The following is a 21,532-nucleotide window of genomic DNA, read 5'->3' as shown; positions in this document are numbered from 1 at the left end:
GATATTTCAATGAAATTGACAGGTAAACCCATTGAAATGATGTACTGCCCTCCCAACCTTAAGGCAATAAGAACCTAAACAACGCTTTCCATTCCACACATTTCATCCAGACAATGAACCAGCTGTGTTTGCTCAAAGTCTTCGGTTACAACCGCATTGCCAACCCCTTTAAGAAGCACGAGGCGTAAACGGCCATCAATGACTTTTTTATCCACCAGCATCAACTCAAGAAAGTCATCAGGGGTCATTTCAGCAGGAGGGGCAACCGGTAACCCAGCCCTTTTTAAAAGGGCAACAAGAGTCGTTTGTTCATGGGGTGAACACAGTCCCAATCGGGCAGACAGGTTGATGGCCATCACCATTCCTGCCGCTACAGCCTCGCCATGGAGCCAGTTCCCATATCCCATATGGGTTTCTATGGCATGACCAAAGGTGTGTCCCAGATTAAGGATAGCCCTGATGCCCGACTCTTTTTCATCAGCAGCAACCACCTTGGCTTTATCCAGGCAGGACTGCCGTATGGCATAGGCCAGCAGATCCGGGACTCTTTCCCTTAAACCGTCCATATGTTCCTGAAGCCAGCGATAAAAGGGTTCATCATGAATCAGGCCATACTTGATCACTTCAGCAAGACCTGCCGACAACTCTCTATCGGGCAGGGTTGACAGGGTTTCAGTATCAATCACTACCACATTAGGCTGATGGAAAGCCCCAATCATATTCTTGCCCAAGGTGTGATTCACCCCGGTTTTCCCCCCCACCGAAGAATCCACCTGTGACAGCAGGGTGGTGGGCACCTGGATAAAATCAATTCCGCGCTGGTAGCAGGCAGCGGCAAACCCTGTCATATCACCCACTACGCCACCGCCAAGGGCTATCAATGTTGCCTTTCTGGTAAACCGGGCCGACAACAGTCGGTCAAAGATACGCTCCACAGTAGCCAGGGACTTAAAAACCTCGCCATCAGGTAAAACCTCTGTGATGACATTATAGCCAGCCAGTGACTTCTTCAGCAGATCCAGATAGAGTGGGGCAACCACATCATTGGTTACAATAGCTACCTGATTTCCTGAAATATAGGACGTCAGGTACTCAGGGTGCGTCAGCAACGCCTCACCAATAAAAATGGGATAACTGCGTTCACCAAGATCCACGTTTAGCTTATGCATTACACACTCCCTCAGAACCCACTGACTTGATAATTTCAGCAATCACCGTTTTCGGTGACATTTTCTGGGTATCTAATACAAGATCTGCAATCCCTCGATAAAGGGGGTCTCTCTCTTTCAGCAAAGACCTTAGCACCTGTTCACGGTCTGGCCTTTGTAGCAGCGGACGCCTTTTATCCCTGGCGGTTCTTTCCAGCTGAACACTGACCGGTGCATATAAATAGACCACAAAGCCATTGGCACAAAGAGCCCTTCGGTTTGCCTCCGCTTTTACTACGCCGCCCCCTGTTGCCATCACAACGCCTTTTATGGAACACAGCTCCGTTACAACCTGCATTTCCCTAAGCCGAAAACCACTCTCGCCTTCCATGTCAAAGATCCACGGAATATCTGCACCACTGCGCGCCTCAACCTCATGGTCAGAGTCCAGAAATGGCAAGTTCAAGTCTTTGGCTAACAATCGACCTATGGTTGTCTTACCTGCACCCATAGGCCCTATAAGATAGATATTTCTCAACTGCATTTGCGCTATCAGCCCGACCTCCAACCCTGGTGCACCGAGCGTAGCGCATAGCTAGGTCGTCTGACAACAGAGAGATCAATCAAGATTGCTTGAAAAATAGCTGAAAATTTCAGGAAATCGCCTGTAAATATATGAATTTCTTATTTGGCGAGGGAAAGGCTAGGCCGGAAAAATGCCTGCCCGGGGCTGTCGTTAGACGCCCTCTTTATGGCAGGTTAACACCTTCTGAAACCACTCGGGGGGTAATAAAAACCATTAACTCACTTTTTTCATCCCTGTTGGCCTTGCGCCGGAACAGGTTTCCTACATAAGGGATATCGCCCAGTACGGGCACTTTATCAACCCGGTTACTTTTAGTCTGTTTGAACACCCCTCCCAGAACAACCGTCTCTCCATCATCCACCAGCACCTGGGTTGTAATCTCATTTTTATCAATAATGGGAACGCCATTGGGAGCGGTTTCTGTTGAGTCATCATTAGTGATCTTGATATCCATGATCACCCGCCCCTCAGGGGTAATCTGGGGAGTCACCTCCAGCGACAATACAGCATCCTGAAAGGATACGGTAGCTGCCCCACTGGATGATGCCTCTGTATAGGGAATCTGCTTACCCGCCTTGATGGTGGCCGTTTGCTTATCTGCCGTAATCACTTTTGGCTGCGAAATAACCTCACCACCACCATCGCTTAGCAGGGCAGAAAGCTCCAAATTCAGGAGAGTACCATTGGTGGCAAAGCCAATGCCCAGGGCAGCGGCGGTATCTCCAGTCACACCCAGGTCGGTAAATATATTTTCTCCGGTAAACCCGGTCTTAAGGGCCGACATATCAAAGTTATTATTGGCATCATAGATAGCCGTTCCCTCTTCAAACTTGATATTGGTTCCTCGTCCTCCCCCAAGAATATAGCGATTGTTGCTGGAATTACTCACTCCTCCGGTCCATTTCACACCCAGCTCTTTTCTATAGCTGGTACTTAATGTCACCACCCGGGCTTCTATCAATACTTGCCTCACCGGAATATCCAGCTGCTCCAGTAACTCTCTCAGCTCATCAAGCTTGGCCTGGGTGTCCTTAATCAGGAGGCTATTGGTTCTTTCAACCACCTGTACCGATCCTTGCTCGGTAAGAAGGGTTTCACTTTCCTCTCCACTTCCGGCCAGCACCGCGGCGATTTCAGCGGCATCCGCATAATTGATGGGAATCAGATCCGTATAAACCGGAGCCAGCTCCCTGATTTGCTTTTCATTTTCCAGTAACTGCCTTTCTCTCGCAGCGATCTCATCGGCAGGGGCCACCGTTAAAACATTCCCCTCAAGGCGTTTGTCTAAACCTTTTGCCTTGAGCACAATATCAAGGGCCTGGTCCCAGGGTACGTTTTGTAATCTTAAGGTGACATTACCTGTCACTGTGTCCGAGGCCACCAGGTTCAAACTGGTAAAGTCAGCAATAAGCTGTAACACAGCTCTCACTTCAATATTCTGGAAGTTAAGGGATAACTTCTCTCCCTTATAAGTCAGCCCTTTCCTTTTTTTAGCCAGGCTTTTGCCTGTGAGAGGTTTTACACTAACCGTCAATTTATTATCCGCCTGATAAACCAGATAGTCATACCCTGCCTTGGGCTCGATAACTATGATGGCATTTCCACTCTCAACCTTTGCATCAATGTATTTAACCGGTGTGGCAAAATCGATAACATCCAGTCGGTTTTGCAATTTTTCGGGAATGATCTCCCCCTGAAACTGTAACCTGATGCGGCCAGAGACTTCATTAATGTCAACAGGTACGCCCGAGCTTGATAAAGAGACGACAACATTCCCCTCACCGGCATCACCTCTATGAAAATCAATTTGGGTCACTGAACCCGCCACGGATTTTTCTACAGAAGGCGATAAACCATAGGCGGCCCCTATACCCGGAGTGTACATTTCCTGCGGTGGCATTGAGGTAACTGGTGCGGCAGCAGGCTTGCTGTTATCACCCAGGGCGATATAAAGCAGGTTGCCATCCACTTTACTGGAAAATCCTGTGGGAGTTTTCTGATTAACCACAAGCCTTGTTCTTTTGCCTGCCTCAAGTACGGTGACACTTTGAGCAACATCAAAACCCAGCTCATTATACTTGGGCAAGCCACTACTGGTGTCTGGCAAGTCAATCGAAACCCTGGGAGGCTGCTCAATACTATACCCTTTAATATTGGGGGCAGGACCATCAAAGGCCAGACGCAGTTCAACCCGGCCATCGGGTCTGGAGGTGGCATCCATGTCAATCAGGACACCGGCATGGGTAAGCAGTGGTTTCACACTCAATATGCCATATACAAGCACACCCAATGCGCCTGAATGCAGCCTGGGCTTATTATTCATTTTTGCTTACCCATAAACCGATAAAGGACTGGTGATCTTAATCGGCACCAACCGAAAAAAATCAAGCGCGCTTTATAAAATCAGGGCGTTGTCGAAGGGCGATTGCTAATTGAATGGTTGCTTGAAGGTTTATGGATTTCCGTTCCTGAAGCTACTTTTTGCTGGCACTGCTTTCTGTTAGAGGAATTCGTCTTTGCCTTTCAACCCAGTGTCCCTGATTGATCGGCATGATTTCTATCAACTGAATTTCCTGGTCATCAATAAATGTGATCCGGCCATGATTCCTGCCAAGATAATCACCTGCCTTCACTCGATGAATACCATCCTCTCCCCTGACCAGTCCCCACAACCCCAAATGATTGCTAATGGTTCCCACCATACTGAATGATGCAATATCAAACTGCTCCAGATATTCCTTAACCCGATTGGGGTCAGGCTTTACGCCATTATCTATTCTTTTCCTCTCCAACGCCCTTTTAGGCGGTTCAAAAGGACTCCGCATACCTGAAGCGCCATAAGAAAAGTATTCATAAGACTCAAAGACAGGAACGGGTTCAACCTTTCCCGCTGGACGAGACCTGATTTCAGCCATGTACTGATCGAGATCTGTTTTGCTTGAGTGACCTGAACACCCTGTCAGCACAGGCAGGCTAAAAGCCCAGAGATACCAGTACCTGTTCATTGTGGAACACCCCTGTCATTGTACCGGTATGTTTTGGCGATAATTTCCATGGCCAGTTTGTCCGCATTGCCATCAGGCTTAATGGACAAGTCATGAAGAGTCACTATTCTGGGTAGTGCTGCCGTACCACTGACGAAATTACCGAAATCATGGTAGCTACCCTTAACCAGAATTTTAATAGGCAGTTCTATATAAAATTCATTCACCTGTTCAGTCTGAAGTTTAATATATTCTACTTGCAGCCCGGCTCCCCGAGCCGTTAGGGTAATATCATCAAGCAAACCCGGAACCTCTGTATCTTCCGGAAGTTGTCGCACCAGTTCACCAAACTGCTTTGTCATCTCCGCCAATTGTTTTTTATAGGCCTCAAGATTTCCTGCTTGAAAAGCCTTCACTTTGAACTGGTCTTTTAATTCTTCCTCTCTTGAACAATTACGCTCATAAGTACTTCGTAGGTCAGTGAGGTGAAATTGATAACCGAGGGCAATAACAACTATAAAACTAACCATACAAATAACAATTTTTAGTACATTAGGCCAATCACCAATATTTTCCAAGTCCAGCTCATTAAAATCAATTTCAGATAGTTTTTTTACTGATTCTGAAATACTCATAATGACTCCTCACCTTCAGGACTGGCTTTGGCAAAGGTCAAATCAAATTCATTAAGACGTTCCCCATCTTCAACAACCTTTCTCACTGCCGTTAAGTTTGGATCTTCAAACCATGATGAAGAATTAATTTTTCTCATTAATTCAGAAACCCGGTTATTTGATTCAGCCACTCCAACCAGGCTCAATTGAAACTCTCTAACTGAAAGCTTTTTAAAATACACCCCATCCGGAGCAATACGCGCCAGCTCATCAAAAACCCTGACAATAACAGGCCTATTTCCTTGAAGGCCGTTAATGACTACCATTCTTTCCACTAATTGTGCCTTCTCTTTCTTGATATTTTTTATTTCAGTTATTTTTCTATCCAAACTGCCGATCTCGTTTTGTAGATACCGATTACGCCCCTGCTGAATGCTAATGGCATCACTTATCATAAAATCAGAAACAACAATAATCAGCACAGCAAAAAAGATAACGCCCCCCCAACCTGCAATAAAGATCTTTTTCCGTTGTTCCCGGAGTTCCTCCCTCCAGGGCAGCAGGTTAATTTTTGCCATTAATCAAAGCTCCTCATAGCCAACCCACAGGCAACCATGAGCGATGGTGCTATTAGTGTCAGTTCCTTAGTATTAATTTTCCCAGAAAAGGACATATCAGCAAAAGGATTTGCCAAAAATACATTACCCCCCAACTCCTTTTGTAACTGTGGAACCAACCCTGAAATTAATGCGGTTCCTCCTGCCAGAGCAATTGCATCTACCTGACTATGCTGGCTGGAGGAATAAAAAAATTGAAGGGATCTTGATATTTGCTGAACTGTTGCATCCCTGAAGGGTCTCAGCAGCTCTGATTCATAATCCTCAGGTAATGTTCCCTGCTTAACTGCCTGAACAGCCTCATCCTGTGTAAATTCGTAATGACGCTGAACCTCATCAATCAACTGCTGTCCACCAAAAGGCTGTTCTCTGGTATAAACCGTCTTGCCATCAATCAAAACATATAGGGACGTAGAATCAGAACCAATATCAACAACAGCAACCGCTGGTTCTTCTACAGATAGACTTATATTCCCTTCCAGTAATTCAAATGCCCTTTCCATGGCAAAGGCTTCAATATCAACAACGGCAGCATTTAGTCCTGCAATCTCCAGAACTTCCTCAAGGCTTTCAACACTGTCCTTCCGGCAAGCTGCAAGAAGCACCTCTGCCCTTTGCGGATTGTCTGCATTGAGCGATTGCACCTCAAAATCTATAGCCACCTCATCAAGGGCATAAGGAATATACTGATCAGCCTCTACCGCAATCTGTGACTCCATCTCCCCATCACTCAGGGATGCATCCATTTCAATCATCTTGGTAATCACGGCAGCACCGGTAACTGCAACAGCCACATCGTTCAAATTGGAACGTGAGCGGGCAACAGCCTTGCTAATGGCATTACCTACCACTTCAGTATTCTGGATGGTGTTTTCTACAACAGCCCCTTCCGGAAGACGATCAGAACCAAAAGCCTCCAAACGATACTGGCCACCTTCACAGCTTAACTGAATCACTTTGATGGAGTTTGAACTGATATCAATTCCGAGAAGCGCCTTAGGCTTGTTATTAAATAGCCCAAACACTGGACATTCCTTTTCTTGATTATTCCTTTAGGCAGCACTGCCAATAAGATGCCTGACACGGGCAGGGCAAAACAGATTAAACACTTGATGACAGTAATATGACTAACGGCAGGCACCGGACTGCTGGATAATACAAGCCTGGTTCATATGATTTAAAAAAGCCCTTAACTTCATTAAATATCAGGATTGTAATTTACGCAATTACCGATAAATATCCGAAAGACAATTCTGCATTCTTTTATAATGACATTAAAGCGGATAAAACCTGCACCCGCCCCTCTTCTGCTTAGTTGAGTTTTCATGTATGTGTCAACCAGGCTTAATACCCCTTATAATAGCCATCCTGGAATCGACAAAGATGGCATATGCAACCTGGTACGTCACTTGATGTACTAGCTCCTAACCCGCTGAATGCCTCTGCTTTGGTAGGAACTTCACTCTGCATGAAACATTCGGTAAAGTTATTCAGATTTGTGGTCTGGGCCGGCCTGGCCTCAGTCAGTGGCATAGTGGCCATAGCGGCCAGCGCCTTCCTGTACCTCAGTCCCTCCCTGCCATCCGTGGAATCTCTCAAAGATGTCCATTTACAGACCCCCTTACGGATTTACACCAGCGACCACAAGCTCATGGCTGAGTTTGGAGAAAAGCGTCGGCAACCCGTTCAATTTGAGTCTCTTCCCAAAAACCTGGTTCATGCCTTTATGGCCGCTGAAGATGACCGCTTTTACTCCCATCCGGGAGTCGACTTTATTGGCCTTGTGCGCGCTGCCGTTCAGTTGATCACAACAGGTCGCATTCAGTCCGGTGGCAGTACCATTACCATGCAGGTGGCTAAAAACTTCTTTTTAAGCCATGAAAGGGTTTTTTCCCGGAAATTCAATGAAATTCTGCTAGCCCTGCAAATAGAGCAAGAACTCACCAAAGACGAAATATTTGAGCTTTATCTCAATAAAATATATCTGGGCAACCGGGCCTATGGCATAGCAGCGGCGGGACAGGTTTACTACGACAAGCCCATCAGCGAGCTAACCCTGGCTCAGATAGCCATGCTGGCAGGACTGCCCAAGGCACCCTCCCGTTACAACCCCATTAATGATCCGGATCGGGCCATACTCCGCCGTGACTGGATTCTGAGCCGGATGAAAGAGCTTGGCTACATTAATGAAAGCGACTATGAAGACGCTGTAATTCAACCAGTCACGGCCAGCTACCATGGCACCAAAATAGAGCTTCATGCGCCCTATGTGGCCGAAATGGCCCGACAGGAAATGGTTGAACGCTTTGGCCCTGACGCCTATACGGAAGGCTTTAAGGTATACACCAGCATCAACAGTGAACTCCAGGAGGCTGCCAATACCGCTGTAATCAATGGGTTAATGGCCTATAACGAACGCCATGGCTATCAAGGCCCCATGAGCAATCTCATTGAACACGGGGCCACAACAGAGAATGACTGGCAAGAGGCACTTAACCAAGTCCGCTCGGTCAGCGTGCTGACACCGGCAGTGGTATTAGACGTTGATGATAAAACCGCCAGCATTCTTCTCAAGGATGGCCAACATAACCAAATAGAATGGGATAACCTTCGCTGGGCCAAGCCCTATATTAATGTCAACGCCTTTGGTTATAACCCCAAATCGGCATCAGACATTGTGCAGGCGGGCGACATGATATGGGTTCGGAAAATGCCTGATGGCCGCTATCGTCTGAGCGAAGAACCCGTTGCCCAGTCATCACTGGTATCCATTCACCCGGAAAATGGTGCCATACTGGCACTGGTGGGAGGGTTTAACTTTTACGACAGCATGTATAACAGGGCCACCCAGGCCATTCGCCAGGCAGGTTCATCCTTTAAACCCTTTGTTTATGCCTCCGCCATAGCCAACGGACTGACGGCAGCAACCATTATTAACGACGCCCCCATTGTATTTGATGATAATGGGCTTGAAGGTGCCTGGCGCCCCAACAATGATAATATGCGATTCAATGGCCCAATGCGCTTGCGGGAAGGACTCTATCGCTCCCGAAACCTGGTCTCCATTCGAGTATTGCGACAGGTGGGCATTAACAGGGCCATTAACTACTTAACCCGGCTGGGCTTTCCTAAGGAAGCCCTTAGCAGAAACCTGTCCCTGGCCCTGGGTAACGTTTCCATGACACCCATGGAACTTGCCAGTGGCTACGCGGTACTGGCCAATGGCGGCTATCAAATTACCCCTTATCTGATCGACAGGGTAGAGGTGATGAATGATGTCGTCTATCAGGCAGAACCTGAAACAGTGTGCAAAGCCTGCGATCAGCAGGATGAGCTACAGGGTAATAATTCCGGGGCAGAAGATCCTGAAATGGTCGCCTATTCTATTCCGTCAGAAATGGCCCCGGAAGAGATTGCCCAGCCTTTTCCCGCTAAAGCCAAGCAGGTTATGGATCCCAGGGTCAACTATATTGTCAATGATATTCTGAATGATGTTATCTGGCACGGTACTGGCAAACGGGCCCGGGCATTAGGCCGACATGATATTGGTGGTAAAACAGGTACCACCAATGACAACAAGGATGCCTGGTTTGTTGGCTTTAATCCCGACGTTTTAACCAGTGTCTGGCTTGGTATGGATAACTATTCAACACTCGGACGATGGGAGTATGGTGCCAATGCAGCCTTGCCAGTGTGGCTGGAATACATGCAAACGGCCCTCAAAGACAAGCAAGAGAAGCGGCTACCCCAGCCTGAAGGACTGGTCACCCTGAAAATAAACCCCAAGACAGGAAAGCTGGCCCGCCAAGGTGATACAAATGCCATTTTTGAAATTTTCAGAAAAGAGCATGCACCGAAAACAATCAGTGAAGAGGAAACCCCCATTTTGGATAACCTGGAGCAATCCTTCTCACCCAAGGAATTGTTTTAGTTGACCAATAAGTTATGAGCCTAAACCGCACCTGGCCAGGAGCTGTTGATGTTTTGACAGATCTTGCCTGGTGCGGCTTAACAATAAAGGAATGACACCTAACTTAACATCATGACCTGACCTACCAGCAGTGCAGCGCCAAACAGCAGCATAAAGACAACAACCGGCCAGACAAATTTAATCCACCGGTCAAACTGAATGCCCAGCATTTGAAGTGTCACAAGTACAAGTCCGGTAGGTGCCAGGAATAACATGGCATATTGTCCCCAGTTATAGGCAGAGACAACGATATCTCTTGGAATCATGACGGTATCGGCCAGTGGTGCCATAATTGGCATGGCCAAAACCGCAAGACCGGAAGAGGAAGGCACGATAAGGCCGAGGAAGAAAAAGACAATTAACTGGGCAACGGCAAAAACACTGCCTTCCATGCCAGAAACCAACTGTGAGGCATACGCCAGAATCGTATCTGAAATCATGCCACTCTCAAGTACAATATTAACCCCCCGGGCCATGCCAATAATTAATGAAACGGCAACCAGCTCAGAAGCTCCCTGGGTAAAAGCCTCTAAAGCATCCTTTTCATTAAGGCCAGAGATAAAAATAATAATGATTGCGATGGATAAAAAAGAAGCGGCCATTTGTGGGAACCACCATCCTGCAATGGTTACACCCCATATCATTAAAGGAAATGCCAGGGCAAACAGTAACAAAATCAGTTTACGACGAAGCGTAAAGTCGATGTGGTGATTATGGGTGTCATCACTGAGGTATCGTGCTTTAAATGATTCAAGGTCACTGTAGGTATAGGAGAAAGTAGGGTCTGCCTTGATTTTCTTTGCATACCAATACAAATAGCCGATAACAAAGATAATGCCCACAACAAGGCCAAAAATCCTGGCACCCATACCCTCCATAAATGAAATACCTGCGGCATTAGAAGCAACCACCACAGAAAAAGGGTTTATGGTGGAGAAGGCACTACCAATAGAAGAGGCCAGGAAAATAGCACCCACGCAAACGATGGCATCATATCCCAATGTCAGAAAAACCGGCACCAGAATCGGATAAAAGGCAACAGCTTCCTCTTCAATGCCACAGGTGGTTCCTCCAATGGCCATCAGTAATGAAACCAATGCAACAAATAAAAATTCCTTTCCCCTGGTTTTTTTGGATAATGCAATTAACCCGGCATTGAATGCACCTGTTTTTTTTATGACTCCAATTAAACCACCAAGCACTAAGATAAACACAATAATATCTGCACCTTCAATGGTGCCATGAACCATGCTGACAGCAATATCCTCTATACCCATAGGTGCCTGAGGCAACCGCTGGTATGTATCAGGAATTGAAATAGGCTTGCGAATGCTGCCATTTGTAAATTGCCCAATATTTATATTGATGCCTAAGGCATCAAGAGACTTCTGATCGGCAGGTAACTTATTAATTTCTCCTGTTGGTGCAGTCACTTGCAATTTCTGACTCATCGAATCATAAAACAACTTGGAGTATGAGCCAGCAGGAACGACCCATGTTAAGCCAATGGCAATAAGTGTAAGTTCTCAATAACTGCTGGTTAACCCACACGAAAAGTCGCTGGATGCTTGTTCTATCAGGTCGGGCAACCAGGGAAAACTGCCACTGCCCATGATTCGATCTTTCAGATAATGCCAAAACGATAAACCGTACAACCGGCAAGTTTTTTTCAGGCTGGCAAACGTATCCCGGCACTTTCTTCCCGCTTTGCTTTTTGTGCCGCCGCTGATTTTTCGTCGTTTCACGTATTCCCGTATTTGGCTTTCGCTCAGGTTGTTATGGAGCGGAAGGCTTGGAGCATCGAGTACCTGTAGCAATTCCTTCTCTATAACGACCAGCCCTGACAGTGCGTCCTGTAAATCAGGAAAGTCTACCTGGGTATTAGTCAGGGCCTTGAAATCGCGACGTATGTTTTGAGCTTTACTTTTATCGGGGCTGGCCTTGAAGACTTTTAAATCGTTGTAGATAGCCCAGAACCATGTACGACACCAGTACTGTGCACTGGCTTGCTGCTCATTGACCGGGTGGACTTTAGCCAATCCCCGCTCCGCATGAACCCAGCATTGAGCATGGTTGAATACGTTGAACTGCTGAGCACCATCACTGAATGTGGTCAGGTGTCCCATACCATGAGCCATTAAGCTGCTGTAAATAAGCGCTTCTGCTGCTTGCTTGCGCCGGGTCTTTCCCGTTAGCCCATGGTCGTTAAGGGCTGCTTCCCAGGCTTCCCGGTTTAAAAACGTAACGCCCATGTATTGCCTGATGATGCTTAGCCACTTCTCCGGGTAATCAAATTTTTCCAGATAGTCCAAGGCGTCCTGCGTGACGGAATAAGTCTTCCAGGGGCGATGCAAGAGGCTCAGGAAGTTTTCCCTACTCTTACTGCCTGTGCTCTCAAACCAGGCAAATAGCTCATTGTTGATAATGGTACAGTAGCCATTTTGTCCTTTATGCCTAGCTCCGGTGTCATCGGTCTGGATGTAGCGGGAGCATTTGAACCCTGTTGCCAGCAAAGCGTCTTTTTCTTCATGAAAGTCAGTATGACCTTCAGTGAGTAGCCGATGAAGTTCTCCCGCGGACATTGAGATTCCTATATCCCACAACCAGTCCAACAGCTGCGGCTGAGTCACCGAGCAACCGTGATGCTGGTACAACAAATAGGACTGGAGTTGTGGTCCATAGTGATGTCCATGCAGGCTTTCGGGAGGTTTTGCTGTGATGGTTTGTCCGTCGGGCGTCTGCCATTGCTCCAAATGATACTCGACCGTGAACGCCTGAATAGTCAGCTCTTGTACAGAAAAAGAGCTAAATCCGTTTGGTGTCGAACCAGACGGGACATCAGATACTTCTACGGTGATGATTTTTTCTGTTGCTGGCTTATCAGGCTGTTGGCGATTTTTTCGTGTTCGTTCGCCAGGCTTCTCAACCTTACGTTTCCCTGAATTATCAGGCGGTTCGTTGTCATCACCGGGACCATTATCACCCTTTTTACCATCATCTTTTGGTTTTGTATTGGGTCTGATATCAGGCTTTGGCGGCAGTTTTTTAAGACGACGAATCTGCGCTTGCAGTGCCTCAACAAGCGCTTGAAGCTTCGCTATCTGCTCTTGCTGCTGAGTAATCTGCCCTTGCTGCTGAGCAACAAGATTCAGTAATCTCGCAGGTGAGTACACTTGCTCTTGATTGATTGGGGGTTGCATGAGGGAAGGATAGATGTATATCAGAATTTTGCAGCTATCCAGCAGTTATTGAGAACTTACCAATAAGTGTTATTACAAATAAAATAGTAAATGCTGTAGGAAAACTTCTTTTCCGCTTTTTATTTTCACACAGCTCCATATTGCAAGGCCCCTTATAGTATTGATAACATCATTAATGATCTAGACTAATATACTCAAGTTCTATTCTATTAAATTGAAAATAACATCATCAAGCTGTTTAAAATATAGTTAAAAAAACAGTAAGTTCTCAATAACTGCTGGTTAACCCACACGAAAAGTCGCTGGATGCTTGTTCTATCAGGTCGGGCAACCAGGGAAAACTGCCACTGCCCATGATTCGATCTTTCAGATAATGCCAAAACGATAAACCGTACAACCGGCAAGTTTTTTTCAGGCTGGCAAACGTATCCCGGCACTTTCTTCCCGCTTTGCTTTTTGTGCCGCCGCTGATTTTTCGTCGTTTCACGTATTCCCGTATTTGGCTTTCGCTCAGGTTGTTATGGAGCGGAAGGCTTGGAGCATCGAGTACCTGTAGCAATTCCTTCTCTATAACGACCAGCCCTGACAGTGCGTCCTGTAAATCAGGAAAGTCTACCTGGGTATTAGTCAGGGCCTTGAAATCGCGACGTATGTTTTGAGCTTTACTTTTATCGGGGCTGGCCTTGAAGACTTTTAAATCGTTGTAGATAGCCCAGAACCATGTACGACACCAGTACTGTGCACTGGCTTGCTGCTCATTGACCGGGTGGACTTTAGCCAATCCCCGCTCCGCATGAACCCAGCATTGAGCATGGTTGAATACGTTGAACTGCTGAGCACCATCACTGAATGTGGTCAGGTGTCCCATACCATGAGCCATTAAGCTGCTGTAAATAAGCGCTTCTGCTGCTTGCTTGCGCCGGGTCTTTCCCGTTAGCCCATGGTCGTTAAGGGCTGCTTCCCAGGCTTCCCGGTTTAAAAACGTAACGCCCATGTATTGCCTGATGATGCTTAGCCACTTCTCCGGGTAATCAAATTTTTCCAGATAGTCCAAGGCGTCCTGCGTGACGGAATAAGTCTTCCAGGGGCGATGCAAGAGGCTCAGGAAGTTTTCCCTACTCTTACTGCCTGTGCTCTCAAACCAGGCAAATAGCTCATTGTTGATAATGGTACAGTAGCCATTTTGTCCTTTATGCCTAGCTCCGGTGTCATCGGTCTGGATGTAGCGGGAGCATTTGAACCCTGTTGCCAGCAAAGCGTCTTTTTCTTCATGAAAGTCAGTATGACCTTCAGTGAGTAGCCGATGAAGTTCTCCCGCGGACATTGAGATTCCTATATCCCACAACCAGTCCAACAGCTGCGGCTGAGTCACCGAGCAACCGTGATGCTGGTACAACAAATAGGACTGGAGTTGTGGTCCATAGTGATGTCCATGCAGGCTTTCGGGAGGTTTTGCTGTGATGGTTTGTCCGTCGGGCGTCTGCCATTGCTCCAAATGATACTCGACCGTGAACGCCTGAATAGTCAGCTCTTGTACAGAAAAAGAGCTAAATCCGTTTGGTGTCGAACCAGACGGGACATCAGATACTTCTACGGTGATGATTTTTTCTGTTGCTGGCTTATCAGGCTGTTGGCGATTTTTTCGTGTTCGTTCGCCAGGCTTCTCAACCTTACGTTTCCCTGAATTATCAGGCGGTTCGTTGTCATCACCGGGACCATTATCACCCTTTTTACCATCATCTTTTGGTTTTGTATTGGGTCTGATATCAGGCTTTGGCGGCAGTTTTTTAAGACGACGAATCTGCGCTTGCAGTGCCTCAACAAGCGCTTGAAGCTTCGCTATCTGCTCTTGCTGCTGAGTAATCTGCCCTTGCTGCTGAGCAACAAGATTCAGTAATCTCGCAGGTGAGTACACTTGCTCTTGATTGATTGGGGGTTGCATGAGGGAAGGATAGATGTATATCAGAATTTTGCAGCTATCCAGCAGTTATTGAGAACTTACAAAAAACAGCCATTCTTGATGAGAAATTGCAGCCCAGTATCTACTTTGCAATATTTATTTTTTTGATTTGTATCAAGATAAAATCCTCAACAAAAAAAACCGCTCTAATTTTTCACAAATCAGAAAATACCTTCAATTTAAAAAAAACAACAAGCTTTTACTCTTTTTTATAAAACCACATCCGTATTATATTGACCACTTCAAAAAAGTAAGCATATAAAGAAATAGAAAAAAATATTTTTTCCACGCCGAAAAGAGTTGGCGATATCAATTCATGGCAGGTGTAAATATGGAAACATTAGATTAAGAGATATCACAATATGAAAAAGATAATATTTTTACCTATAGCTATGTTTGCATTCGGAATGGATGCCTACATCATAGCTGGCATTATTCCCGAAATATCGAGTTTCTTTCAGATTAACGAGGCTCAAAGTGCCCAGATGGTGACTGCATTCACTCTATGCTATGCACTGTCTGCCCCCATTTTAGCAACGGTATTATCAAACGTACCCACCAAAAAAACCCTGATACTGTCCATGGTGCTGTTTATTGCTGCTAACTTAGCCACAATATTCAGCATTAACTTAACCATGCTGTTGATCAGCAGAGCATTGGCAGGCATAGGAGCAGGTATTTTCTCTCCCTTGGCAGCAGCAAGCGCAGCCTCTCTGGTGCCAGAAGAGAAAAAAGGCCGGGCACTTGGGTTAATCCTGGGAGGAATGAGCGCGGGTACCGTTGTGGGCGTTCCCACAGGGCTTGCCCTGTCATCCTATATAGGCTGGCAAGGTATCTTTGGGCTGGTTATTTTGATTGCCTTGCTGGGATTGATTGGTGTTATAGCAGGGGTACACGAGGTGAATGCACCACCGCCCCCTTCTTTAAAAGAGCGAGTAACCTTACTGGCCAGCAAACAGGTTTCTGCAACCATTGCAGTCACCTTTCTGACAGCGGTAGCAAGTCTGGGACTTTATTCATACCTTGCACCCATCATTTCCAGTATTACTGATACTACTCAGATGACACCTTACCTGTGGACTTGGGGTCTGGGTGGGATGATTGGCAGCTTTACCGTGGGTCACTTAATCGACTGGAGCAAAAAGCCAAGAGTACTGCTGGTTGTGATTTTAGCGGTGATGTCCCTTTCCCTCTGCGCTATCCCATTTGGATTACTGCTTGCATCACCATTAATGTTTTTACCCTTCTTGCTTTGGGGAGCAACGGGCTGGTCATCACTGGCCCCTCAACAGCACACCCTACTTGAACTCCAACCTCAGCAAGGTGCGGCAGTGGTGGCACTCAATAGTTCTTGCAACTACCTGGGAGGTTCGGCAGGCACCATACTTGGTGCGGTATGGCTAAGCAACAGCCTACCCATAAAGAGTATGCCTTTTGCAGCAGCAATAGTGGGAATTTGTGCAGTCATCATTCAACTGTTTATCGTACATGCACATAACACCAAGAACAGGGTTAGCAAAGAGGTAGCCGTACAAATCAGCTTCAAAGCCGGAAAAGGAGTTCCTAACTGATTCTGCTGCATCTAACTTCGGTGGCTGAACCGATTTATCCTTCAAGGTAGGCCACCGTAGCGACGGCAAAGCGACATCATCAGCAACCTGGTTTATTTTTCTATTAAAGCTTGATGATCAAAGGTAATACCATCCCATCCAGAGACTATAAATGCACGAATATTGCCATGCCCCTGGCCGTGATGATCATTAATAACATCTTCCCGATAAAAACGCCCAAAGCAAGCCAGGGTTTCTTCCTGAGTCAAATTGTGAATTTTGCCAAAAGCAAAAATTTTACAGGAGCCTTCATTAGTACCCGCTTCATTAACCTGTCTCAGTTTATCCCGACCATTAATAAACCGTACCGGAAAGCAGCTATTCCCGTGACATCAATTAAATCACTGCAACAGCAAGGCTTACAGTAAATTCCAAATGGAGTGATTTCGCACAAAATAACGTCTACTTTTGATAGGGATACTTTATCAATGGCTGTCTCTCATGGCTTATCCATTCCAAAAAAGTCGTAAGCATCTTTGTGCAAACAGTTTAATTACTACGATTTCTGAAAGTTATGAGCAAATTCCAGATGTCCGACCAAACAAGGATTCCAGAAAAATAACAATACATGATGCCTCCATGTCCGCTTTTGCCATGATGCATCTCAAGTACCCATCGCTCCTCTCGTTTGAGCGTGATAAAACAGAGCAAGAAGTAAGGCATAACCTTGAGCACCTGTATCAGATAAAAAAACGTGCTCCCTGTGATACCAGTATGCGGGAAATCCTGGATCCAATAGATCCCGTAGAGTTCAAAAAGCCTTTTAAGACATTGCTGTCTAACGTCCAAAGGGGCGGATTACTGAAGGCATTCGAATTTCACTGCGGGAACTTGAAAAATCACTACTTGCTCCCGATCGATGGAACTGGGCTATTTTACTCCTGCAATAATAAAAAACCTTGTCAGGAGTGCTGTACTAAAAATAAGGGAAAGGCCAACGAAGCTCACTACCACCAGTTAATGGCAGCATGCATTGCTCACCCGGATCAAAAAACAGTCTTGCCATTGGCACCGGAAGCCATAGTTTGCCAGGACGGTTCGACCAAAAATGACTGTGAAAAAAATGCCATTAAACGGTTGTTTGCCACCATACGAGAGCATCACCCACGTCTAAAGTTCGTTATTCTTCTGGACAGTCTTTATGCTGACAACCCCACTGTCCAACTGATTAAGAGTTATGGCTGGCATTACATCATTGTCGCGAAAGATGGCAACCATGCCTCGCTGGTTGAAGCGATGGATGAGCTGGATAAAGAAGGAAAAGTTCACCGTGCTGAAAAAGTTAATGAAGAGACTGGAATTAAGTGGTGGTTTCGCTATGCCAATGACGTCAGGCTGAACAAGGCAAAATATGCAGAACAGGTTAATGTGCTTGATTTTGTCGAAACCGATAAAAAAGGTAAACAGCATATCTGGTGCTGGGTGACTGATATTCCGCTTAACGAAGAAACCATAGAACCCGTCATGAAAGGAGGGCGCTGCCGATGGCATATTGAGAACCAGACGTTTAACACCCTGAAAAATCAAGGCTACGATCTCGAACATAACTACGGTCACGGTGAGAAGCACTTAGCCACAAATCTGGCCTATCTGACGATGCTTGCTTTTCTCGTAGATCAAATACAGGAACTGTGCTGTCCCCAGTTTCAGGAAGCTTTAAGAACCCGCTCAAAAGGAGTCCGTATAGCATTATGGAAATGGATACAGGGCTATTTTTTGCATTGGCTGATAAAAACGTGGGAGGGGCTTTTTTACACAGTAACTCATGGTATTGAAGAGAAAAGGGTGATTCCATTCGATACATCATAACCGGCCATATCGTAGCTACGTTCAGGGGTGACATTTTTTCTTTAAAGCTCCGCTTTGTTAATTGGCGGCTCAGTTTTGATCGGCTTCATTATTTTTGCTGCCTTATTGTCAATACCAACGATCATCGACGTTCCAGCTATTCCCGTGACATCAATTAAATCACTGCAACAGCAAGGCTTACAGTAAATTCCAAATGGAGTGATTTCGCACAAAATAACGTCTACTTTTGATAGGGATACTTTATCAATGGCTGTCTCTCATGGCTTATCCATTCCAAAAAAGTCGTAAGCATCTTTATGCAAACAGTTTAATTACTACGATTTCTGAAAGTTATGAGCAAATTCCAGATGTCCGACCAAACAAGGATTCCAGAAAAATAACAATACATGATGCCTCCATGTCCGCTTTTGCCATGATGCATCTCAAGTACCCATCGCTCCTCTCGTTTGAGCGTGATAAAACAGAGCAAGAAGTAAGGCATAACCTTGAGCACCTGTATCAGATAAAAAAACGTGCTCCCTGTGATACCAGTATGCGGGAAATCCTGGATCCAATAGATCCCGTAGAGTTCAAAAAGCCTTTTAAGACATTGCTGTCTAACGTCCAAAGGGGCGGATTACTGAAGGCATTCGAATTTCACTGCGGGAACTTGAAAAATCACTACTTGCTCCCGATCGATGGAACTGGGCTATTTTACTCCTGCAATAATAAAAAACCTTGTCAGGAGTGCTGTACTAAAAATAAGGGAAAGGCCAACGAAGCTCACTACCACCAGTTAATGGCAGCATGCATTGCTCACCCGGATCAAAAAACAGTCTTGCCATTGGCACCGGAAGCCATAGTTTGCCAGGACGGTTCGACCAAAAATGACTGTGAAAAAAATGCCATTAAACGGTTGTTTGCCACCATACGAGAGCATCACCCACGTCTAAAGTTCGTTATTCTTCTGGACAGTCTTTATGCTGACAACCCCACTGTCCAACTGATTAAGAGTTATGGCTGGCATTACATCATTGTCGCGAAAGATGGCAACCATGCCTCGCTGGTTGAAGCGATGGATGAGCTGGATAAAGAAGGAAAAGTTCACCGTGCTGAAAAAGTTAATGAAGAGACTGGAATTAAGTGGTGGTTTCGCTATGCCAATGACGTCAGGCTGAACAAGGCAAAATATGCAGAACAGGTTAATGTGCTTGATTTTGTCGAAACCGATAAAAAAGGTAAACAGCATATCTGGTGCTGGGTGACTGATATTCCGCTTAACGAAGAAACCATAGAACCCGTCATGAAAGGAGGGCGCTGCCGATGGCATATTGAGAACCAGACGTTTAACACCCTGAAAAATCAAGGCTACGATCTCGAACATAACTACGGTCACGGTGAGAAGCACTTAGCCACAAATCTGGCCTATCTGACGATGCTTGCTTTTCTCGTAGATCAAATACAGGAACTGTGCTGTCCCCAGTTTCAGGAAGCTTTAAGAACCCGCTCAAAAGGAGTCCGTATAGCATTATGGAAATGGATACAGGGCTATTTTTTGCATTGGCTGATAAAAACGTGGGAGGGGCTTTTTTACACAGTAACTCATGGTATTGAAGAGAAAAGGGTGATTCCATTCGATACATCATAACCGGCCATATCGTAGCTACGTTCAGGGGTGACATTTTTTCTTTAAAGCTCCGCTTTGTTAATTGGCGGCTCAGTTTTGATCGGCTTCATTATTTTTGCTGCCTTATTGTCAATACCAACGATCATCGACGTTCATCATGCGGGAATAGCTGTTTTGGGGCAATCCCTTTATATCATAGCTGGTTAAATATACTGAAACACCCATATGCATTCCCAGCGAGATGCTAAAACGAGGTAAAAGCAAAAAACTTTACGTTAGTAAAAATAACAGGTTAGTTATGAACCAAGCTCTAGGATACTTAGTCCAAGTAAAGTCTACCAATAACAATGGGGACTTTGACTTTACTTATTCGACAGCAAACTTAATTAGTCAAGAAAAACTTACATATAAGTTAAGGAAATTATGATGCAAAGATTAAATACCTCAATGGGGAACCCATCAAGTTTAATGAGGGTTGACGTGGAAATTAGACGTAAACAGGAAAGAGATAAACTTATCAATAAAAGAAGGGGCATTCCAGAAAAAATATATACTTTGATGAGTCACATAGATAGTGCTGATAAACAGAAAGACAAGCTAATAAAGGAAAGGGATATTGCGAAAGCAACCAGGCTTGCCCAAGCATTAGCACAAAACAAAAGCACAGAACATTTAGTAACTGATTATAATCGTAAAATAAGCGAACTTGGAAAAAAAATAAAATGTCTTGAAAAAGATTTAGCTGAGGACGATTGGTGGAGTGAAACTCATGATGAAAAGAAAAAACGAGACAAGGAAGCTATGAAGGCAAGGAACATGGCAGCGATGTTAGATTCAAAATAATCCTGTAAATAATTTTGTAAAAATGCCCTTTCCTGTGTACCTGAATTCTTGCCCGGGCTTCTTTCTGGTCAGCCAGGGTTTGGTGGGTTAATAAAAGTGGCCGGCTTAGTGATACCGCTAACTCTCTCATTGAAAAATACAGGAAAAGTAAGCAAACTGTCATTCCATCAATTACCGCATGGGAGATTTCTATACTGGTTTCAAAAGGTAGGCTGAAGCTGTCAATGGATGTTGATTCATGGCTTAATCTTGCAGGTCAGATTGAAAACCTGGAGTTCTTTCCTTTGGGCAATGAGATTTTGGTTGAATCAACACGACTACCTGGAGACTTCCATAAAGATCCTACAGATCGAATGATAATGGCTCAAGCACGAGTTTTATCGGCTCCACTTTTAACCATTGATGAAAGAATACAGGCTTATCCCCATGTAAAGGCCATTTGGTAATACATTTTTTTAGATTCCCAAGATTTTTACAGCTGGTTAGTTTTAACTAAAAAACACCTCAATGAACAATTGGGGCATAGACTATTCAATAGACCGTACAAGCAAGCGCTGGGCAGGATGCCCATACAATAAACAATAT

The 21,532-nt window shown here is 45.4% G+C and carries 17 protein-coding genes; 6 read left to right on the top strand and 11 right to left on the bottom strand.

The features are described from left to right. Nucleotides 1-74: 74 nt before the first annotated feature. From aroB to MJ595_RS08825, 7 genes are all read right to left on the bottom strand, one after another. Entirely contained in the window at nt 75-1,169 is a 1,095-nt protein-coding gene (gene aroB, locus MJ595_RS08855) for a 3-dehydroquinate synthase (RefSeq protein ID WP_263082092.1), read from the bottom strand. Beyond that, complete coding sequence (gene aroK, locus MJ595_RS08850; protein ID WP_263082091.1) at nt 1,162-1,692, bottom strand: shikimate kinase AroK; 531 nt, start codon at nt 1,690-1,692, stop codon at nt 1,162-1,164. Before aroK ends, aroB begins: the two co-directional genes overlap by 8 nt. Before the next feature lie 205 nt (nt 1,693-1,897). Further along, nucleotides 1,898-3,994, bottom strand: a complete 2,097-nt coding sequence (locus MJ595_RS08845) for a type IV pilus secretin PilQ family protein (protein WP_263082090.1) — start codon at nt 3,992-3,994, stop codon at nt 1,898-1,900. Nucleotides 3,995-4,208: 214 nt separating this feature from the next. Beyond that, nucleotides 4,209-4,739: a pilus assembly protein PilP gene (locus MJ595_RS08840; protein WP_263082089.1), complete on the bottom strand. Its 531-nt coding sequence runs from the start codon at nt 4,737-4,739 to the stop codon at nt 4,209-4,211. Then, complete coding sequence (gene pilO, locus MJ595_RS08835) at nt 4,736-5,353, bottom strand: type 4a pilus biogenesis protein PilO (RefSeq protein WP_263082088.1); 618 nt, start codon at nt 5,351-5,353, stop codon at nt 4,736-4,738. The genes MJ595_RS08840 and pilO overlap by 4 nt, the downstream gene beginning before the upstream one ends. Then, a complete protein-coding gene (locus MJ595_RS08830; RefSeq protein ID WP_263082087.1) occupies nt 5,350-5,910 on the bottom strand; it encodes a PilN domain-containing protein in 561 nt (186 codons plus the stop codon). Before MJ595_RS08830 ends, pilO begins: the two co-directional genes overlap by 4 nt. Then, nucleotides 5,910-6,974: a pilus assembly protein PilM gene (locus MJ595_RS08825; RefSeq protein WP_263082086.1), complete on the bottom strand. Its 1,065-nt coding sequence runs from the start codon at nt 6,972-6,974 to the stop codon at nt 5,910-5,912. The genes MJ595_RS08830 and MJ595_RS08825 overlap by 1 nt, the downstream gene beginning before the upstream one ends. A gap of 443 nt (nt 6,975-7,417) precedes the next feature. Here MJ595_RS08825 and MJ595_RS08820 point away from each other — a divergent pair, with 443 nt between their 5' ends. Further along, entirely contained in the window at nt 7,418-9,880 is a 2,463-nt protein-coding gene (locus MJ595_RS08820; RefSeq protein WP_263082085.1) for a penicillin-binding protein 1A, read from the top strand. Nucleotides 9,881-9,978: 98 nt separating this feature from the next. On the opposite strand, the gene MJ595_RS08815 is transcribed toward MJ595_RS08820, so the two are convergent. The 3 genes from MJ595_RS08815 to MJ595_RS08805 all read right to left on the bottom strand — a co-directional run bounded on the left by MJ595_RS08815 (nt 9,979) and on the right by MJ595_RS08805 (nt 15,061). Then, nucleotides 9,979-11,427 carry a YfcC family protein gene (locus MJ595_RS08815; RefSeq protein WP_263322481.1) on the bottom strand — a complete coding sequence of 483 codons (1,449 nt, stop codon included), beginning with the start codon at nt 11,425-11,427 and terminating at the stop codon, nt 9,979-9,981. A gap of 18 nt (nt 11,428-11,445) precedes the next feature. Further along, entirely contained in the window at nt 11,446-13,119 is a 1,674-nt protein-coding gene (locus tag MJ595_RS08810; protein WP_263078486.1) for a transposase, read from the bottom strand. 268 nt (nt 13,120-13,387) lie between these two features. Beyond that, a complete protein-coding gene (locus MJ595_RS08805; protein WP_263078486.1) occupies nt 13,388-15,061 on the bottom strand; it encodes a transposase in 1,674 nt (557 codons plus the stop codon). Nucleotides 15,062-15,471: 410 nt separating this feature from the next. Here MJ595_RS08805 and MJ595_RS08800 point away from each other — a divergent pair, with 410 nt between their 5' ends. Beyond that, a complete protein-coding gene (locus tag MJ595_RS08800) occupies nt 15,472-16,650 on the top strand; it encodes an MFS transporter (protein WP_263082084.1) in 1,179 nt (392 codons plus the stop codon). 92 nt (nt 16,651-16,742) lie between these two features. Here the strand turns inward: MJ595_RS08800 and MJ595_RS08795 are convergent, their stop codons facing one another. Further along, nucleotides 16,743-16,988 (bottom strand): HopJ type III effector protein, encoded by a 246-nt coding sequence (locus MJ595_RS08795; protein WP_263322480.1) that lies wholly within the window; start codon nt 16,986-16,988, stop codon nt 16,743-16,745. Between the two features lie 142 nt (nt 16,989-17,130). Here MJ595_RS08795 and MJ595_RS08790 point away from each other — a divergent pair, with 142 nt between their 5' ends. The 4 genes from MJ595_RS08790 to MJ595_RS08775 all read left to right on the top strand — a co-directional run bounded on the left by MJ595_RS08790 (nt 17,131) and on the right by MJ595_RS08775 (nt 21,393). After that, entirely contained in the window at nt 17,131-18,498 is a 1,368-nt protein-coding gene (locus MJ595_RS08790) for a transposase (protein WP_263078002.1), read from the top strand. 259 nt (nt 18,499-18,757) lie between these two features. Next, entirely contained in the window at nt 18,758-20,125 is a 1,368-nt protein-coding gene (locus MJ595_RS08785) for a transposase (RefSeq protein ID WP_263082082.1), read from the top strand. 402 nt (nt 20,126-20,527) lie between these two features. Beyond that, nucleotides 20,528-20,947 carry a hypothetical protein gene (locus MJ595_RS08780; protein ID WP_263082081.1) on the top strand — a complete coding sequence of 140 codons (420 nt, stop codon included), beginning with the start codon at nt 20,528-20,530 and terminating at the stop codon, nt 20,945-20,947. 44 nt (nt 20,948-20,991) lie between these two features. Further along, entirely contained in the window at nt 20,992-21,393 is a 402-nt protein-coding gene (locus MJ595_RS08775) for a type II toxin-antitoxin system VapC family toxin (RefSeq protein ID WP_263322479.1), read from the top strand. Nucleotides 21,394-21,532: the final 139 nt, after the last annotated feature.

It is taken from the genome of Endozoicomonas sp. Mp262 (assembly GCF_025643335.1).
Taxonomy (GTDB): domain Bacteria; phylum Pseudomonadota; class Gammaproteobacteria; order Pseudomonadales; family Endozoicomonadaceae; genus Endonucleibacter.
Note: the sequence above shows the minus strand (reverse complement) of the source record. Positions and strands in the feature narration are given on the sequence as shown.

Excerpts from the sequence above, each read along its gene's own strand:
- MJ595_RS08840 (WP_263082089.1), bottom strand. The coding sequence starts at position 4,739 with ATGAACAGGTACTGGTATCTCTGGGCTTTTAGCCTGCCTGTGCTGACA.
- pilO (WP_263082088.1), bottom strand. The coding sequence starts at position 5,353 with ATGAGTATTTCAGAATCAGTAAAAAAACTATCTGAAATTGATTTTAAT.
- MJ595_RS08790 (WP_263078002.1), top strand. The coding sequence starts at position 17,131 with ATGGCTTATCCATTCCAAAAAAGTCGTAAGCATCTTTGTGCAAACAGT.
- MJ595_RS08830 (WP_263082087.1), bottom strand. The coding sequence starts at position 5,910 with ATGGCAAAAATTAACCTGCTGCCCTGGAGGGAGGAACTCCGGGAACAA.
- aroB (WP_263082092.1), bottom strand. The coding sequence starts at position 1,169 with ATGCATAAGCTAAACGTGGATCTTGGTGAACGCAGTTATCCCATTTTT.
- MJ595_RS08810 (WP_263078486.1), bottom strand. The coding sequence starts at position 13,119 with ATGCAACCCCCAATCAATCAAGAGCAAGTGTACTCACCTGCGAGATTA.
- MJ595_RS08780 (WP_263082081.1), top strand. The coding sequence starts at position 20,528 with ATGATGCAAAGATTAAATACCTCAATGGGGAACCCATCAAGTTTAATG.
- aroK (WP_263082091.1), bottom strand. The coding sequence starts at position 1,692 with ATGCAGTTGAGAAATATCTATCTTATAGGGCCTATGGGTGCAGGTAAG.
- MJ595_RS08800 (WP_263082084.1), top strand. The coding sequence starts at position 15,472 with ATGTTTGCATTCGGAATGGATGCCTACATCATAGCTGGCATTATTCCC.
- MJ595_RS08785 (WP_263082082.1), top strand. The coding sequence starts at position 18,758 with ATGGCTTATCCATTCCAAAAAAGTCGTAAGCATCTTTATGCAAACAGT.
- MJ595_RS08820 (WP_263082085.1), top strand. The coding sequence starts at position 7,418 with ATGAAACATTCGGTAAAGTTATTCAGATTTGTGGTCTGGGCCGGCCTG.
- MJ595_RS08805 (WP_263078486.1), bottom strand. The coding sequence starts at position 15,061 with ATGCAACCCCCAATCAATCAAGAGCAAGTGTACTCACCTGCGAGATTA.